The organism is Patescibacteria group bacterium (genome assembly GCA_027858235.1).
In the GTDB taxonomy this organism is placed as follows: Bacteria; Patescibacteriota; Patescibacteriia; order Patescibacteriales; family BM507; genus BM507.
Window position 1 is genome coordinate 1 of record JAQIDC010000068.1, and the last position, 16892, is coordinate 16892.

The 16892-nt window shown below is 33.9% G+C and carries 11 protein-coding genes and 1 other RNA gene; 11 read left to right on the plus strand and 1 reads right to left on the minus strand.

The window, feature by feature from the left end; all coding sequences use genetic code 11:
- Positions 1-175: 175 nt before the first annotated feature.
- The 11 genes from PF572_06220 to PF572_06270 all read left to right on the plus strand — a co-directional run bounded on the left by PF572_06220 (position 176) and on the right by PF572_06270 (position 16134).
- Positions 176-550, plus strand: coding sequence for a hypothetical protein (locus tag PF572_06220; protein MDA3840649.1), 375 nt, complete (start codon positions 176-178; stop codon positions 548-550).
- The gene (locus PF572_06225; protein MDA3840650.1) at positions 550-3303 is read left to right on the plus strand and encodes an ATP-dependent Clp protease ATP-binding subunit; all 2754 of its coding nucleotides are present in this window, start codon (positions 550-552) and stop codon (positions 3301-3303) included. Before PF572_06220 ends, PF572_06225 begins: the two co-directional genes overlap by 1 nt.
- A 5-nt stretch (positions 3304-3308) precedes the next feature.
- On the plus strand, positions 3309-5318 hold the full coding sequence (locus PF572_06230) for a hypothetical protein (GenBank protein MDA3840651.1): 2010 nt from the start codon (positions 3309-3311) through the stop codon (positions 5316-5318).
- A 113-nt stretch (positions 5319-5431) separates the two neighbouring features.
- Positions 5432-6607: a tRNA guanosine(34) transglycosylase Tgt gene (gene tgt, locus PF572_06235; GenBank protein MDA3840652.1), complete on the plus strand. Its 1176-nt coding sequence runs from the start codon at positions 5432-5434 to the stop codon at positions 6605-6607.
- Positions 6608-7015: 408 nt separating this feature from the next.
- An RNA gene (gene rnpB / locus PF572_06240) (RNase P RNA component class A) lies at positions 7016-7654 on the plus strand.
- A gap of 46 nt (positions 7655-7700) precedes the next feature.
- Positions 7701-9122 carry a sugar transferase gene (locus tag PF572_06245; GenBank protein ID MDA3840653.1) on the plus strand — a complete coding sequence of 474 codons (1422 nt, stop codon included), beginning with the start codon at positions 7701-7703 and terminating at the stop codon, positions 9120-9122.
- A 40-nt stretch (positions 9123-9162) separates the two neighbouring features.
- Positions 9163-10266, plus strand: a complete 1104-nt coding sequence (locus tag PF572_06250; GenBank protein MDA3840654.1) for a glycosyltransferase — start codon at positions 9163-9165, stop codon at positions 10264-10266.
- Positions 10267-10271: 5 nt separating this feature from the next.
- On the plus strand, positions 10272-11417 hold the full coding sequence (locus PF572_06255; GenBank protein MDA3840655.1) for a glycosyltransferase family 1 protein: 1146 nt from the start codon (positions 10272-10274) through the stop codon (positions 11415-11417).
- A gap of 59 nt (positions 11418-11476) precedes the next feature.
- Entirely contained in the window at positions 11477-13915 is a 2439-nt protein-coding gene (locus PF572_06260) for a hypothetical protein (protein MDA3840656.1), read from the plus strand.
- A gap of 115 nt (positions 13916-14030) precedes the next feature.
- Positions 14031-15122 carry a tRNA 2-thiouridine(34) synthase MnmA gene (gene mnmA / locus PF572_06265; protein MDA3840657.1) on the plus strand — a complete coding sequence of 364 codons (1092 nt, stop codon included), beginning with the start codon at positions 14031-14033 and terminating at the stop codon, positions 15120-15122.
- Positions 15112-16134, plus strand: a complete 1023-nt coding sequence (locus PF572_06270) for a C39 family peptidase (protein ID MDA3840658.1) — start codon at positions 15112-15114, stop codon at positions 16132-16134. Before mnmA ends, PF572_06270 begins: the two co-directional genes overlap by 11 nt.
- Before the next feature lie 48 nt (positions 16135-16182).
- On the opposite strand, the gene PF572_06275 is transcribed toward PF572_06270, so the two are convergent.
- A complete protein-coding gene (locus PF572_06275; protein MDA3840659.1) occupies positions 16183-16758 on the minus strand; it encodes a hypothetical protein in 576 nt (191 codons plus the stop codon).
- Between the last annotated feature and the right edge of the window lie 134 nt (positions 16759-16892).

The following is a 16892-nucleotide window of genomic DNA, read 5'->3' on the forward strand; positions in this document are numbered from 1 at the left end:
TGTTAGAATGGATATTGTGGTACAACACCAAGAGATACCACTGGAGCCTTAACTTAATGTCTCCTGTGGATTACTTGCTAAATAATAATATGGTTTCCAATATGAGGTGGACTAGCACACTTTTTGTTAATTTAAGTTAAAATGTGTTATAATAATTTTAACTGTTGATAAATTTATGGTATCAAATAACTTTTTTTTATTTAGTTTAAAAATTGTTACAGAGCTTGTTGGTGATGTAATATTTTTTCCTCTTTGGTGGTATACAAGAGGGCTTGTTAATATTTTCCAAAACCAACTTGAATTCTTGAGGAATAGAGAAAAAGGTCTTGCTCTTAGCGTTTGGATTAAAAATATTTTCAAACCCATGTTTGGTCAAAGTGATTGGCAGGGTGTGCTTATTAGTATAATCATGAGGATTTTTCAAATCATAGTGAGATCAATCGCTATGGTTTTTTGGCTTCTTTTATCATTTTTTATTATTGTCCTTTGGGTGACGTTACCGGTTCTTATATTTTATCAAATAATTTTTCAATTATTTAACTTTTTATAATGGAAAGAAAAGGAGAAAAAAATCAATTTATATCTTGTCCATCTTGTGATGGATCTGGAGTAAATAGCGAAAATAGTTTTTCTTGTAAAAACTGCGGTGGTCTTGGAACGGGCGCTTTTAACTTCGGTCGTTTTTTGTTTTGGGGTCCAAAGCTTGGAGTCGCCGTTATTGAGCTTGATCATTTTCGCAAGAAGGCTCATATGCTTATAAACATAGTTGCATTTTTTATTGGATTTCTTGGTCTTGTTTCACTTGTTTTTTGGGTATATTTAGCTCAAGCCGATGCACAAAGCCTCGGAGCTTTTTTATTCTGGAGGACTAGAAATATTTATATTTTAATTTTTTGGATAAGTTTAATTGCAGATATGTTTGTGTATTACAGACTGACAGAAGAGCAACGCAAAAAACATAAGATTAAAACTGTTAAATATGAAGAAAGAAACAAAGAACATCAACTTCCAAATAACTGGGAAGAATTAAAGTCATTAAAACAAAACAAAAAAATAAATATTGCAGGAGGTTATAGTGAAAAAACATTTTCACTTATAGAAGACGCCTATATTTTAGCCGATAAGTTAAAGCATCAAACTCTAGATCCTCTGCATCTTTTTTATATTATCCTAAGCGATTCTCAAGTTGGAGCTCTTTTTACTAGGCTGAATATTAATCCGACTGAACTAATTTCAAAAATTAAAATTCATATAGAGAAAAAAGAAAAGAGCAATAGTAATCTTACTTTTTCACTCGAAATAAAAGAATCCTTAATCGATGCCTATGTTGACGCCTACATGCTTTATGCTAAAAAGGTTGACCCTGTTCATTTGATAATACCTTTAATAAAAAGAGAAAGAATGCTTGAGGAAATATTGTATGATTTTGAAATTGATTCAGTAAAGATTTTCAATGTTATAAAGTGGTTTATGATTGACAAGCTGATGATTGAAAACTATGAAAATTATAGAAAAGCGGCCCGTTTTAAGCCTTCGGCAAATATGGATAGAGCATACACTTCTGTAGCAACTCCATTTTTAAATCAAATTGGATACGACCTGACAATCGCTGCAAAATGGGGGAAACTTCAAATGTGTGTTGGAAGAGACAAGGAAATAGAATCTTCTTTTCAAGCTTTTGAGGGTGGAAAGAATGGAGTTTTGTTTATAGGTCCTACAGGGACTGGGAAAAGAGCAGTTGTTCACGGCATAGCCCAGCTTATGGTATCTGAAGATGTTCCTTACGTTTTCAAAGACAAAAGATTGGTAGAAATAGATGTGGCTGGTCTTATTGGTGGTGCTAGTCCAGCGCAGGCAGAAGAAAGATTAATAGGAGCTATAAACGAAGTAGCACGAGCTGGAAATATTGTTGTCTATATTGAAAATATTGAAAATATTATGGGTATTTCTTCTGGTGGAGAAGAGAGTCTTGACTTAGCGGAAGTACTCGCTAATGCTCTTGATAGGGCAAATATTTATTGTTTTGCAACTGTTACTAAACAAAATTATATTAAATATGTTGAAAATACTCCACTCGATCACGCTGTAGCCAATATTGAAATAGAGGAACCAAAAGGGAGTCAGGCTATTCAAATTATTGAAAGCAAAATTACTGCGCTAGAAGGAAGATATGGCGTTTATTTTTCATACAATGCTATTGAAAATGTTATAGCTCTTAGTGATAAGCTAATTCACGATAGATATTTGCCAGAAAAGGCTATCGATATACTAAATTCTATCGCTGTAAGAGTTGTTAAAGAAAAAGGAACTGGAGCTGTTGTGACAAAAGACGACATTGCGGCAGTTATTAGTGAGATTACAAAAATACCAGTTACAAAACTCACCAAAGACGAGGGTAAGGATCTTTTGAATCTTGAAGATAAAATTCACGAAAGAATGGTAGATCAAGAAGAAGCTGTATCAATGGTCTCAAATAGTTTGCGAAGAGCACGGGCTAATTTGCGCGAAGGAACAAGACCCATTGCTAACTTTTTATTCGCTGGCCCAACTGGTGTTGGTAAAACTGAACTTGCCAAAGCTGTTTCGCAAATATATTTTGGTTCAGAAACTTATATGACTAGACTTGATATGTCGGAATATCAACATCCAAATAGTATTGTAAAAATGATTGGAAGCGCTGATGGTGTTCAAGGATATTTAACGGAGAAGGTAAGACGCTCACCTTATTCCTTGGTTCTTCTGGATGAGCTAGAAAAAGCTCATCCAGATATTCTTAATTTATTTTTGCAAGTTATGGATGACGGACGTTTGACGGATGGACAGGGAAGGACAATTGATTTTACAAATTCTATTATTATAGCAACTTCAAATGCCGGCTCTCTGTATATTCAAAAAGAAGTATTAGCTCAAACTCCCATTGAAACAATAAAAGAGAGATTGATAAATGAACATTTGAATCAGGTAATGCGACCAGAGTTGATAAATAGATTCGATGGAGTTGTTGTTTTTAAACCACTTAGCTTGGTTGATGTTGAAAATATTACAATATTAATGTTGAAAAAGACTGAAAAACTCCTTGAAGAAAAAGGAATTGGTTTGAAAGTAGACCAAAAGGCAGTTTCTATTTTGGCCGCAGCTGGTTTTGACCCAAAATTTGGCGCGAGGCCTCTGCGTCGTTTATTACAAGATAGAATAGATAATCAAATAGCAAATAAAATACTTTCAGAGCAACTAGCTCGTCGAGATACAGTTCATATTGATGAAAATGCTGAGGTAAAAGTTATTAAAGGTAAATTAATATAAATATAATGCCGAAACCACAAAGTGAAAATATAAAAGTTAAAAAAGTCTCTAAAAAAGAACAGGAAGTTGATGCGCCTAATGGCGATGAGTTGAAGAATGAAACCGAGTCTGGGTTTGCTGAGTTTACTAAAAAACCATTGCCCTCCGAAAAAGAAGTTAAACAGCTTGATGAATATATTGAGAGCGAGGTAAAAGAAGGGGATGTTAATGATAGTCTTTCTGAGATTTACCAAGATGATAAAGGTCAGATGGTTGATGTTGATAAACTTGATATCCGAAAGAGGGGATTTTTTTCTTGGCTTTTGACAACGAGTCTTCTTCTTTTTATTGCTTCAGGTTTTGTTTTTCTCGTTTATAATTATTTATATCTACCGTCTCTAACTGACTCCACTGCAGTTCAATTAACAATTACAGGTGATGAAGAAGTTTTTGTTGGTGAGGAGTTTTCATACACCATTAGCTATAAGAATCAAAGTAATGTTGCACTTGAGAACGTTGATGTTGAAATAAAATATCCTGAAAATTTTGTTGTTCTCGATGCTACTCCAGGTTCTGAAAATTTTCGTCGTTGGCATTTTGACGAATTAAATGTAAATTTCAATGGAAAGATTACAGTAAAGGGAAAGATTATAGCCCCTATTGCTTATTCGGGAATAATGCTTGCAAATATCACATACACTCCCGCTAACTTTTCTTCCGAATTTAAAAAAGAATCATCTTTTGTTTCCACTGTTTTTGATACAGGAATCAATTTTAATATAGACTACATTTCATCGGTCATGATGAATGATGAGAATGATATTGTTGTTCGTTTTAAAGAGCAGGATGAATCATATATCAAGAACTTTAGAATAACTGTTGAACCCCTTGAAAACGTTGATTTTGTGAATTATGAACCTGGAGAGGAGTCTCTATATAATCTCGTAAGGCCTGGTGTTTTTGATGTTAAAGAAATAAAAGATGGTGAAGGCGAGGTTTTATTAAAAGTTAAATTCAATGACAAATTAAATGATCAAGAAGAATTAGTCTTTAATTTTTCTCAAGCAGATTCAGAAGATAACTATAGAAACTTTCACACTGAGACCATTCAGCTTGATGTGATTAAGAGTGATTTGAGCCTAACTCTTATTATCAATGCAAAGAAGAATGATCAAGGAGCTTCATTCTCGGATAAACTAAATTACTCTATTGTATATTCCAATAAAGGGGAAACTGAAATGAACGATGTTATTGTGATGGCTGTTCTTGATAGTGAATTTCTAGATTGGGATAGTCTTAGTGACTTAAATGATGGTGATATAAGTGGAAACACTATTACTTGGAGCAAAGAAGAAATTCCCGGTCTTGAAAATCTCGGAACAAGAGATGAAGGATTTATTGATTTTTCTATTAATCTAGTAGATAAACCAACTTCCATTTTTCCTGAAAAAAAATATAGCATCGAATCTTATGCTCAATACCGAACAGCTAGTTCAACTGCAGATGCGTTTTTGAGTGAGAGTAATAAGAGTAATATTATTGTTAATAAAATTAGTAGCGATCTAGCCTTGAGTGAGAGAGTAATGTACTTTAATGATGATAATATATCAGTTGGTAGTGGCCCTATTCCACCCAAAGTCGGGCAAGTTACTGAATACAAGGTTTATTGGGAGTTATCTAATAATTTGCATGAGCTTGATAATGTTTCTGTTTCTCTTGACTTGCCTAGTTATGTAACTTATAGTCAAAAAGAAAAAACGTCAGCAGGTAATATTGTTTTTGCCTCTGAAAGTAATTCTCTAATTTGGGAAATAGGTAAAATGCCTATTACATCTCAAAATGCAACTGCTGAATTTACTATCAGTGTAAAACCAGATGAAGACTATCTAAATAAAATAATGATATTGAGTCCTGGAGCAATAGTTAGAGCACATGACAGTGAAGCAGATATTAATCTGAATTCAAAAGGAGTAGCAAAAACAACCAGACTTGAAGATGATACGATTGCTGTTAGCGATGGGATAATTACTAACTAGGAAAACTAAACCTCCTGGAATAAAAATCAATTTTAAATATTGCTAATTTTTTCTTTTAAAACAAAACGTCTAGACCTTGGAGGTCCTTAAAGACCTCCAAGGTCTACTCAGATATGAACCATTTCAAAGTAAATAAAATATCCAAAAAATCAAAGGCTCGACTAGCGAGCCTGAAGACAAATCACGGAGTTTTAAAAACCCCGTTTTTTATGCCAGTCGCAACCCAAGGGACAATAAAACATGTGCATACAGATGAAATGCGGAAATTGAAGTCGCAAATTCTACTTTCAAACACTTATCACCTCATGCTTAGGCCTGGTGAAAAGTTGATTAAAAAAGCCGGTGGTTTGCATGGTTTTATGAATTGGGATAAACCAATTTTGACTGATAGTGGAGGTTTTCAGGTTTTTTCTTTGGCTGATACAAAAAATAAAACAGGGGACTCGCTTGTTAAAATTCATAAAGATGGAGTTCAATTTAAATCATATATTGATGGGCGTAAATTTGACCTAACACCTGAAAAAGCATTTCAAATCCAAAAAGATTTGGGTGTTGATATTGCAGTTTGTTTAGATGAATGCATTTCACTTCCAGCAAAGAAAGAATATATTGAAAAGTCGGTTGATATGACTACCGAATGGGCCAAGAAGGCCAGCGTTGAATACAAAAAAACAAAGGGTAAAAAGCCATTACTTCATGCGGTTATTCAGGGCGGACTTGAAAAAGACCTGCGTTTAAAAAGTCTGCGTGATTTGGTTGAAATAGGATTTGATGGTTACAATATTGGTGGTTTATCTGTTGGCGAAGACCCAGAAGATATGTATGAAGTGCTGGACTACTTAACGCCAGAAATGCCCGCTGACAAGCCAAGATATCTAATGGGTGTTGGATATCCAGAGAATATACTGCATGCCGTAAAACAAGGAATAGACATGTTTGATTGCGTTATACCGAGTAGAGAAGGGAGACATGGAAGATTATTTTACTGGAATGCTAAAAATAGACCCGCCACAGCCCCTTCGGGGTGGGCGGGTGAATTGCTCGCACGCAATTCAAGAGAATTTTACAAAACAGAAAATATAAAAAACTCAAAGTTCGAAAAAGATTTCTCACCTATATCTAAGAATTCAAAATTATCAGAACTAAGAAATCTCACAAAAGCTTATTTGCATTATTTGATAAAAATAAAAGAGCCACTAGGTGCCAGATTGGCTACTTTGAATAATTTGGAATTTTATTTGGATTTTATGAGGGAGATTAGAGATGCTATTAAAAATAATAAAATATAATAAAAAAATATGTACGACATAAATCAGCCTCAAAATAAAAAAAAGATAATAAATAAAAATACTATTTTGTTTATTATTTCTCTACTATTGAACCCTACTCTTCACCATGCCCTTCTTCTGTAGCGACAACAACCGACTCATTACCTGATCCACGACAAATTGCAAGAAATGTCATATCTTCATTAGGGGTTTTCTTGAATACTATAATTGTTTTATTTTCTTTGCTTGTTTACAAAAAGAAAACATCAATAATGCCATTTATTATTATTTGGATTCTTATCTTTATTGCATTTTTCTCCTTAATGGCACAAATTGAAATGGCTCCAAGATCAATTGTCTGCTAAATTGACTTTTAATCACTAATATTGTAGTATTTCAACATAATAGAACATTAAAATTAAAAAATATTAGGGTAAGTGGGCGATTACTTTTGGGATTTATTTTCCATAAGAGGAAAGTCCGGACTCCCTTTGGCTTGACCAATGTCGTGGCAGTGGATAACGTCCACCAAGAGCAATCTTAGGGAAAGTGCCGCAGAGACTATACTAATCGTGAAGCGATTATCCTGAGTGAACGAAGTGAATCGAAGGATTACAAGACCCTTCGATTCATCGTTACACTCTTTGCTCAGGGTGATCGCTTCGCGATCAAAGGTGAAAAGTGATTTGGTGTTATTCGTTCTCGAGACGAACAGACCTGAGTACGCAAGTAATATTTAGAAAGAATTTTTATGTTTTAGCAAAATTTTCTTCACAAATTTTTTCGGCAATGTTGTGATATTGGCTAAAAAATTTTTGGAAAAATTTGGCAAAACAGGAGAATTATAACAAATGTTAATTGTGTACTCGGGTCTGATAGCTACAAATTTCGTACCCTGGTGACAGGGATACGTGGTAAACCCTGCCTGGAGCAAGAACAAACCTATTCTCAATCTGAGAATAGAAGAAAAGTGGTTCGCATGAGCCAATTGGCAACAATTGGCCAAGATAGATTGTCGCAGGATCTTCGGATCTGATACAGAATCCGGCTTATAGCTTGCCCTAATATTTTTTGATTTTAAACATACACCCCCTAATTCTTTACTCTATAAAATATGAAGCGAAATGATTTGTTTTTTTCATTTTTGTTAGTACCCCTAGATTATATAATGATTGTTCTAGCTGGAGTTTCAGCTTATTACATTCGTTATGCTGAATTCGTAACCAATTTGAGACCAATCCTTTTTGATTTGTCTTTCAATGAATATTTTAGAGCACTAGTCATAGTTGCTTTTATTTTTGTTGTCGTGTTTGCTTTTGCGGGATTATATGTAATAAAAAGCCCTAGAAAATACGTCAAAGAATCCTTCAAGGTAATTGAGGCTTGTTCAACGGGTCTGATGATTGTAGTTATATTAATATTTTTCAGACGAGAATTATTTGATTCTAGGTTTATTGTTTTGGCTGCTTGGATATTGTCAATATTCTATGTTATTATTGCACGTGGATTAATTCGATTTTTGCAAAGATATTTGTATAAATATGATATTGGTGTAAAAAAAGTTGTAATGGTTGGCGCCAGTAAAACAACCGACAACTTAATACACGAATTTTCAAGTAAGAAAAATTCGGGATTTAAAGTCATTAAAAGACTTCGTGATTTTAGTTTTGAGACTGAACAAGAGTTACAGAATTTCATAGAAAATAACGAAGCCGATGAAATAATTCAAGCTGATCCAAATCTAACAAAATCTGAGCTTTTGAGACTCTATGATTTTGCAGATGAAAATCATATTACATTTAAGTATGCAGCCGACCTCCTGGGAACCAAGGTCCTAAAAACAGAGGTTACAGAATTTGCTGGTATACCTATTGTTGAAGCAATTAGAACTCCCTTGGATGGTTGGGGAAGAATCACAAAACGTACTTTTGATATTTTATTTTCGCTCATATTCATTATTCTTTTTTCACCACTTCTTATATTGTTTTATCTAGTCGTTAAGATTGATTCTAAAGGTCCTGCTATCTATAAGAATGTACGTGTAGGAAAGACTGGTTCATCATTTAAGCTATACAAATTTCGATCTATGATATCAAGTCTCTGTATTACCGATGAAGGTGATACTAAAAATGTTGAATATGAACAAGACTTAATGAATACTCAAAACACCAAAGAAGGTCCAGTTTACAAAATTAAAGATGATCCAAGGATAACTAGAGTTGGAAAATTTATAAGAAGATGGAGCATTGATGAGCTCCCACAATTCTTTAACGTTTTCTTCGGAACAATGAGTTTGGTTGGTCCAAGGCCCCATCAACCTAGGGAAGTTGCAAAATACAAAGGGCATCACAAAAAAGTACTAACAATAAAACCAGGAATAACTGGGATGGGTCAGATATCAGGAAGGAGCGACCTTAGCTTTGAAGAAGAAGTGAAACTCGATACTTATTATATAGAAAATTGGTCAATGTTGATGGATATGGCGATTATACTAAGAACACCATTGGCAATTTTAAGAAGTCGAAAGGCAGAATAACTTTTTATTCAAAATTCAAAATTATTAATTCAAAATTCGTATGAAGGTAGCATTAATACATGATCATCTAGCACAAGACGGGGGAGCGGAAAAAGTTCTTAAGGTTTTTTCTGATATGTACCCTAATGCAACTATTTTTACATTGCTTTATGAAAAAAAGCATGTCAATAAATATTTTAAGAACAGAAGAGTCGAAACTTCAATAATTCAACGACTCCCAGGTGGTATAAAACATTATCAATGGTATATGCCTTTTATGCCAATGGCTGTTGAATTTTTTGATTTGGACGAATACGATTTAGTTATTTCTGACGCTAGCGCTTTTGTAAAAGGAGTAATAACCCCTTCAGAAACTCCTCATATCTGCTATTGTCACACCCCAACTAGATATCTTTGGGATTATACACATAAATATATTAAAGAGCTTGGTTATAATAAATATTTTAAAAAAATTATTTCTCTTGTTCTTAATAAAGTTAGAGTCTGGGATAAGGCTGCAGCAGATAGGGTTGATTATTTTATCGCTAATTCAAATACTGTCAAAAGAAGGATTTCAAAATATTATAGAAGATCATCGAAGGTAATATATCCACCAGTTGAAACAGGATTATTTAATATTGCAGAAAATGTCGGGGATTTTTTCTTAATTGGTGCTCGTCTTTCTCCGTACAAGCGTTTCGATATTGTTATTGAAGCTTTCAAAAAAACAAATTTAAAATTAAAAATATTTGGTAGTGGTGTTGATGAAAAAAGATTGAGAGAGATAGCAGGCGATGCTTCAAATATAGAATTTTTAGGCAGAATTTCAGATGAAGAAAAAGCTAAACTCTATAGCGAGTGCCGAGCTTTTATTAATCCCCAGGATGAGGATTTTGGAATAACTGCGGTTGAGGCTATGGCCACAGGAAGACCAGTAATCGCTTACAGAAAAGGCGGTGCCACTGAAACTGTGATAGAAGGTGAAACTGGTGAATTTTTTGATTTGCAAAATGTTAATAGCATATTTAATATTATAAGTAGTTTTGATTACAAGGCATATGATTCAAAAGCAATACGAGAACATGCTTTAAAATTTTCAGTAGAGAGATTTAAAAAAGAAATTAAAGATTTTGTGGAGGAAAAAATCAATGATTTTAAAAAGTAGTTTTTATGAAAGTAGGATTAGACTTAAGAACTTTAATGAATGGAAGCAAAAGCGGAATTCCTGGATTTACTTATAGTTTAGTTTCTAATATTCTAAGGAAAGATACCCAAAATGATTATTTTGGGTTTTTTAATTCCTATAAAAATTTAAGACCGCCTAGTTTAGGTGAAAATATCGAGATAAAAGAATTGGGGTACCCAAATAAAATCCTAAATCCATCTCTACGTTTCCTGAATTATCCGCATCTCGATAAAATTATCCCTAGCGATATTTTTTATATGCCTCATTTTAACTTCAATGCTTTTTCAGAAAATGCCTATAAAATAATTACAGTTCATGATTTGTCTTTCCTGCGATACCCTGAATTTTTTTCTTACAAAAATAATTTATGGCATAAATTTATACAAGCGAAAAAGACTTTGAAAAGTTTTGATAAAATAGTCGCTATTAGTAAGAATACTAAGAATGACATTGTCGAACTACTTAATATCCCAGAAGATAAAATTGAAGTTATTTATTCCGGAATCGATAGTCAATACAACGCTCTTAATACCGATGAGTTGGCAAGGTCTGTTTTAAAACAAAAATACAATCTTCCTGATAATTTTATTTTATCACTTGGAACCATTGAGCCACGTAAAAACATTGATTCATTAATTAGGGCTTTTGATATTTTCTCCGAAAAGAGTAAAGGAGATTTCTTTTTAGTTATTGCGGGAGGCATGGGTTGGAAATACAAAAATGTTTTGAAAGAATATGAGAAAGCTAAACATAAAGATAAAATAATTTTTCTAGGATTTGTCGACGAAGAAGACAAAAATGAACTTTATAATTTAGCAAGTCTTTTTGTTTTCCCTTCTTACTATGAAGGATTTGGTTTTCCGCCACTTGAAGCTATGCGAGCAGGTACTCCTGTTATAAGTTCAGCCAATTCTAGTATGATTGAGATTCTAGACGATTCTGCATATTTTATTGACCCATACGATATTAATGATTTGTCAAATGCTATATTAAATGTTCTAAATAATGAGTATCTTCAAAGGACTTTAATAGACAAAGGTGTGGAAAATTCACAAAAATTTTCATGGGGAAAGTCCTCTGATGGATATATAAGCCTTTTTAAGGGGTATAAACAGAAAAATATAATATAGACTTAATTTTTGCAATCTGCTAAAATTAGAGCATATAAATAATTAAACTAATATAATTTATGGAAGACGCAAAAGAAATTAAAAAAAATACAGGAGACGCTCTTAAGAATTCCACAAAAGGACTGGATTTCATTATTACTGGTGTAATCTTTTTGGTTTTTGCTATTGTACCTGTTTTTTTCACAGGGCTTGCATTGCAAGGAATTGGTTTTGAAAAGATGATTCTTTTCTACTTTTTAGTGCTTATTGGTGTTGTAGCCTGGGTGACTAAGGGAGTAATCGTAGGGGAGTTAAAACTAAAAAGGACCCCGCTTGATCTGCCGATAGCTATATTTTTGCTTATAGCAACTATTTCGACTCTCCTTTCAGTCGATACTAGAGATAGCTTCATGGGGGCTTATGGTCAAACAGCTAAAGGTCTTTCAGCATTTTTCATTTTTGCTTTATTTTACTATTTACTAGTCAATAACATTACAAAGGCAAGAATAAAACTTTTCTTTTCTGCTTTGTTGTTTTCCAGTTCATTGGTTGCAATTTATTCATTATTGCAACTATTCGGCAATTTTGTACTCCCAATGGATTTTACCAAGAGAGCTAGTTTTAACCCAATGGGTACATTAACCGCTCTAACAATGTTCCTTGTGACAGTTTTACCTTTATTTGTGATTGCGGTTTCAAAGTTTGAAGATATTTTTAAATTGAACAAAAACTTAATTGTTGTATTTAAGGTTTTATTGGGGCTTGCCAGTATAGTCATAGTAACAGTCCTTTTTGTTTTAAATGGATTTACTTTTTGGCCAGCAGCCTTAGTTGGGCTTGTGATAATTTTAATGTTTTTTCTTTCAAAAATTATTAAAATATCAAACAATAATATAGTTTTCCCAGTTGCCATGTTTCTTTTGCTTATTATCTTTATGGTAATGGGTAATTTCAAATTTGATGGAATGAACCTGCCAGTTGAGGTTTCATTGTCCCGTGGAGCATCTTGGGACATCGCAAAATCAACCCTAAAAACAGATCCAATCTTTGGGTCAGGACCATCAACTTTTTATTATGATTTTGCAAAAAACAGAACTCAAGCTTTCAACAATACTCAGCTTTGGAATGTAAGGTTTGAGCATGCAACAGGAATTTTCTTTGAAATGCTTGCCACTGTCGGTGTTCTTGGAGTGTTGGCATTTGTTGTTATACTGCTGACTGCCTTGTCTATTATATTTATTTCAATGACCAGGACCAAGAAAGACGATGTTAGTCCAATGTTGCTAGCTTTGTTTGCTTCATATATCTCAGCCCTTATTTTTGGGACCCTTTTATCACTAAATAGTGCTGTTATATTAAGTTTTGCTATTATTGGAGCTTTTGTGGTTTCTGTTGCTGTCTATACATATCCAGAGGAATTCAAAAGTCTAAACTTATCTTTCAGATCTTCTCCTAAATACGCGCTTGGTTTAGCTGCCGTATTTTTGACTGTTTCGGCTGGAGTTGTTGTTTTGTTCACAATGGGCTTAAAAATGTATATGGCAGATATATATGCTTCAAAAGCAAATTATGAGGCTGACCAAAACCAAAAAATTGCCTACCTGCAAAAAGCAATCTCACTTAACTCTTATGGTGATGAATATTATTTAAGTCTTGCCAACGCCTACATGGGCTTAGCCAACAGAGGAGTAATGGCAGGGGCTGATCAAGAGGCAATTAGAGATGATCTTTCCAAAGCCATTGAAGCTAGCAAGAAAGCAACAGAATTATCTCCAAATAAGGCAAAAAATAATGAATCAGTTGCATTAATTTATGAGAATGCTTCTTTCTATACCAAAGGCGCTCTTGAGCTTGCTGAAAAATATTACAATGAAGTTGTCAGACTCGACCCACACAACCCGACCCCATATCTAAGAATAGGTTTGGTAAATGTTGCTCGAGCAAATACAGAAACAGATGAGACTGAAAAGAAATATTATTATGAAGAGGCTCTAAAGAAATATGACGAAGCCCTAGCTCAAAAAGGTGACCTTGCTTCAGCTCATTATGGTAAAGCTATCGTTTATGAAAAAATGAGTGATATCGATAACTCAATTACTAGTTTAACTAATGCAAATTTGTTTGCTTCAAATAATCTCGATTATAGATTCGAACTTGGAAGACTTTATTTCAATAAAGGTGTTTCTAGTCTTAGTTTGACTCAAAATAAAGCTTCTCAGATTGTTGAGAACGAATCAGTTCCAAATGAAGATGGTGTTATCGAAGATTTACAAATTCAAAAAAATGTAACACCAGCAAAAGTTGATAAGAACGATGATCTTGCTAGGGCAGAACAAGTATTCCTAAGTATTCTAGCTTCTAATGGTAATCATGCTAATGCGCTCTATAGTTTAGCTATTCTTTACCAAAAGACTGGCGACACTGATATGGCATCTCAAAGTGTTCAAAAACTATTATCAGTTTTAAGCGAAGGACCAACTAAGGATGCTGTTAGGAAACAATTTGAAGGATTGTATTAATCTCATATATTTTAAAAAAACCCAAAGGGTTTTTGTATGGTGGGGAATTAATGTTCCACAACCAAAAAACAGCCTGTCGTTTGACAGGCTGTTTTTTTTGTTTCATTATATATAAATGACTAAAGAAAATATAAAAGTAATTATTGCAATGTCAGGTGGTGTTGATTCTTCTGTGGTAGCAAGCCTCTTGTCTCAAAAATATACAAATTTGATGGGTATTTTTTTGCATTTCTGGAAAGACAATGATGACAAGAAAGAAGTAGAAAATAAATGCTGTTCAACGAAGTCATTGATGGATGCTAGGGCGATTTGTGAACAATTTGGTTTTCCATTGTACACACTAAACTTTTCTGAAAAATTTAAAAAAGAAATTGTTGATTATTTTTTAGATGAGTATAAAAATGGTCGAACTCCAAATCCCTGTGTTAAGTGTAACAAATTTATCAAGCTCGGTTTGTTGATTGAAAGAGCAAAAGAGCTTGGTTACGATTATGTTGCTAGTGGTCATTATGCAATAGTGAAAAAAGTTGGAAAGAAATTCAAGCTACTAAAAGCAATCGATGAAACCAAGGACCAATCATACTTTCTCTATACCCTCAATCAAGAACAACTAAGCCATCTTTTGTTTCCACTAGGGGGGTACAGGAAAACAGATGTTCGCAAGATAGCAGAAAAAATGGGATTAGCTGTTGCCCAAAAAAAAGACAGCCAAGAAATTTGTTTTATTGCGGGAAAAAGTCATAACGATTTTCTTAAAAAACATCTTAAGTTAACACCTGGCGATATTGTTGACATGGACGGGAATATTTTGGGAAAACATAATGGCTTACCTCTATATACTATTGGACAGCGAAAGGGAATTGAGCTTGGTGGAGATGGGCCTTATTATGTTACTAAATTCGATTATAAAAAAAATATTCTTTTTGTTACTAACAATCAGAATGATTTAAGTATTTACAGGGACTCATTTTTAGTGGAAAATATAAATTGGATATCAGGAGATGAACCAAATTTTCCTTTAAACACAGAAGTTGTTACCAGATACCATAGCAACCCAGAAGAATGTGAAATTTCAAAAAAAAATAAAAATCAATATTTAGTAAAACTAAAAAAACCAGTAAGAGCCATAACGCCGGGACAGAGCGCTGTATTTTATAGAGGTGACGAAGTTCTTGGCGGTGGGATAATTTCAGGATATGAAAATTAAGATATTAATCATTTTAATAATTTTTTCAATTCCAATTTTTCTGAGGGCTGAGACTATTGAACAAAGACTTTCTGGTAAAATCCTTCTTTCTGTAGAAGAAAACGGTGAAGCTTGGTATCTTAATCCGGACGACAATAGAAGACATTATCTAGGTAGACCAGTTGACGCGTTTAATATTATGCGCGAATTATCTCTAGGAATAACAAACGATGATTATAATAAAATAGTCGACGATGTTCCATTACGATTTTTAGGAAAAATACTTTTGAAAGTAGAAGATTTAGGAAAAGCGTATTATGTAAATCCAGATGATATGAAAATGCACTATCTCGGAAGACCAGCTGACGCATTTAAAATAATGAGAGAATTGGGATTAGGAATAAGCAAAGAAAATTTGAGATTGCTTAGAGAATTTAATAAAAACGAGATAATTTCTAAAAATGTCCAATATAATGTTCCCTTTACATCACAAGCACCAAACGCTGAGTGGTATTTAGAGTTATTTCAAGACGGCTGTGAGGAAGCAAGCGCGTTGATAGCAGTCTCATGGGCAAGAGACGAAGTTTTTGATGACCAGATGGCTCGCAAAGCTATTGTAGACACATCCGACTGGGAAGATAAAAGATTCGGAGAATTCCTAGATATTTCAGCTGAAGATACGGCCACAATGATTAGAGAATATTATAGTTACAGTAATATTGAAGTCTTAGAACTCTCTGTCGTAGGTGATTTGGTTAATGCCCTCCAGGAAGGCGTAATTATTACTCCAATGAATGGTCAATTGCTTGGGAATATTTATTTTACAGCTCCGGGCCCTGAAAATCATATGCTTGTTATAAAAGGATATACCGAAAAAGATAGAGAGTTTACAACTAATGACCCAGGGACCAGAAGGGGAAACGGTTATCGATATGACGAAAATATATTGTTTGATGCGATTCGAGATTATCCGACTGGACATCACGAACCAAACAATAAAATTGTCAGAAAGGTAATATTGGTAAAAAAATAAAAAAAGCCCGACACTCATAATGTCGGGCAGGTATCGTCTCTAGAAAGTTTATCTCTGATTTTGTAAAAATGCAGAAATAAACTGTCTTTGGATAATAATGGTTTTTATCTCTCTTACAAACTCAGAGATAAACGCATCCATAATATTCGGTCGAAAACAAATTGTACCTTTTTTGCTTTCATTCTCAATAAAGAGAGAATTAGGGAGAGTAGTAAGCTCCCAGGGGTCAATCCCCATGTCAGATATTTTTTCGATCAGCTGCCTAAAGAATTCTTGATAAAATTCAGCTAACCTCCATTCATCTTCAGATGAATTGGCTTGATGGGAATTGCCTTCGTGCTCAAAACCAAGTATTTCTGGTTTTGGGCAAATATCCAAAAGACAGGTGGATCCAGGATCGAGCGAGTCAATCCATTCAAGTAATTCAGCTGTTTTGTCATCTGGAATTACATTCAGTAGCCTCTTGTCTTGCATGAGAGCAATGTGGGCTGGGAGCCCGACAATTACTTCAAATGCTACTCGATAATGAGCGAGTGATGCCCAGAACTGTTTAAAGGCACCTACTTTTCTTCCCATTAGCATTGCTTGGTTAATTAAACCGAAATCCAATCCAAACTTATCCATACTACCTCCTTTTTTGGGATCATACGCAAAACTATCAAATTGCTATCCATAAATTTTAAAAATTCTGAACAGAAAAAACTTCTTGTCACGAACACCTCTAACGATAGAACGAAATCCTTTAATCTTTGCATTGA

What these genes read in the sequence shown, in the direction of transcription:
- PF572_06220 (MDA3840649.1), top strand. Translation starts at nt 176, where the DNA reads ATGGTATCAAATAACTTTTTTTTATTTAGTTTAAAAATTGTTACAGAG.
- PF572_06225 (MDA3840650.1), top strand. Translation starts at nt 550, where the DNA reads ATGGAAAGAAAAGGAGAAAAAAATCAATTTATATCTTGTCCATCTTGT.
- PF572_06230 (MDA3840651.1), top strand. Translation starts at nt 3,309, where the DNA reads ATGCCGAAACCACAAAGTGAAAATATAAAAGTTAAAAAAGTCTCTAAA.
- tgt (MDA3840652.1), top strand. Translation starts at nt 5,432, where the DNA reads ATGAACCATTTCAAAGTAAATAAAATATCCAAAAAATCAAAGGCTCGA.
- PF572_06245 (MDA3840653.1), top strand. Translation starts at nt 7,701, where the DNA reads ATGAAGCGAAATGATTTGTTTTTTTCATTTTTGTTAGTACCCCTAGAT.
- PF572_06250 (MDA3840654.1), top strand. Translation starts at nt 9,163, where the DNA reads ATGAAGGTAGCATTAATACATGATCATCTAGCACAAGACGGGGGAGCG.
- PF572_06255 (MDA3840655.1), top strand. Translation starts at nt 10,272, where the DNA reads ATGAAAGTAGGATTAGACTTAAGAACTTTAATGAATGGAAGCAAAAGC.
- PF572_06260 (MDA3840656.1), top strand. Translation starts at nt 11,477, where the DNA reads ATGGAAGACGCAAAAGAAATTAAAAAAAATACAGGAGACGCTCTTAAG.
- mnmA (MDA3840657.1), top strand. Translation starts at nt 14,031, where the DNA reads ATGACTAAAGAAAATATAAAAGTAATTATTGCAATGTCAGGTGGTGTT.
- PF572_06270 (MDA3840658.1), top strand. Translation starts at nt 15,112, where the DNA reads ATGAAAATTAAGATATTAATCATTTTAATAATTTTTTCAATTCCAATT.
- PF572_06275 (MDA3840659.1), bottom strand. Translation starts at nt 16,758, where the DNA reads ATGGATAAGTTTGGATTGGATTTCGGTTTAATTAACCAAGCAATGCTA.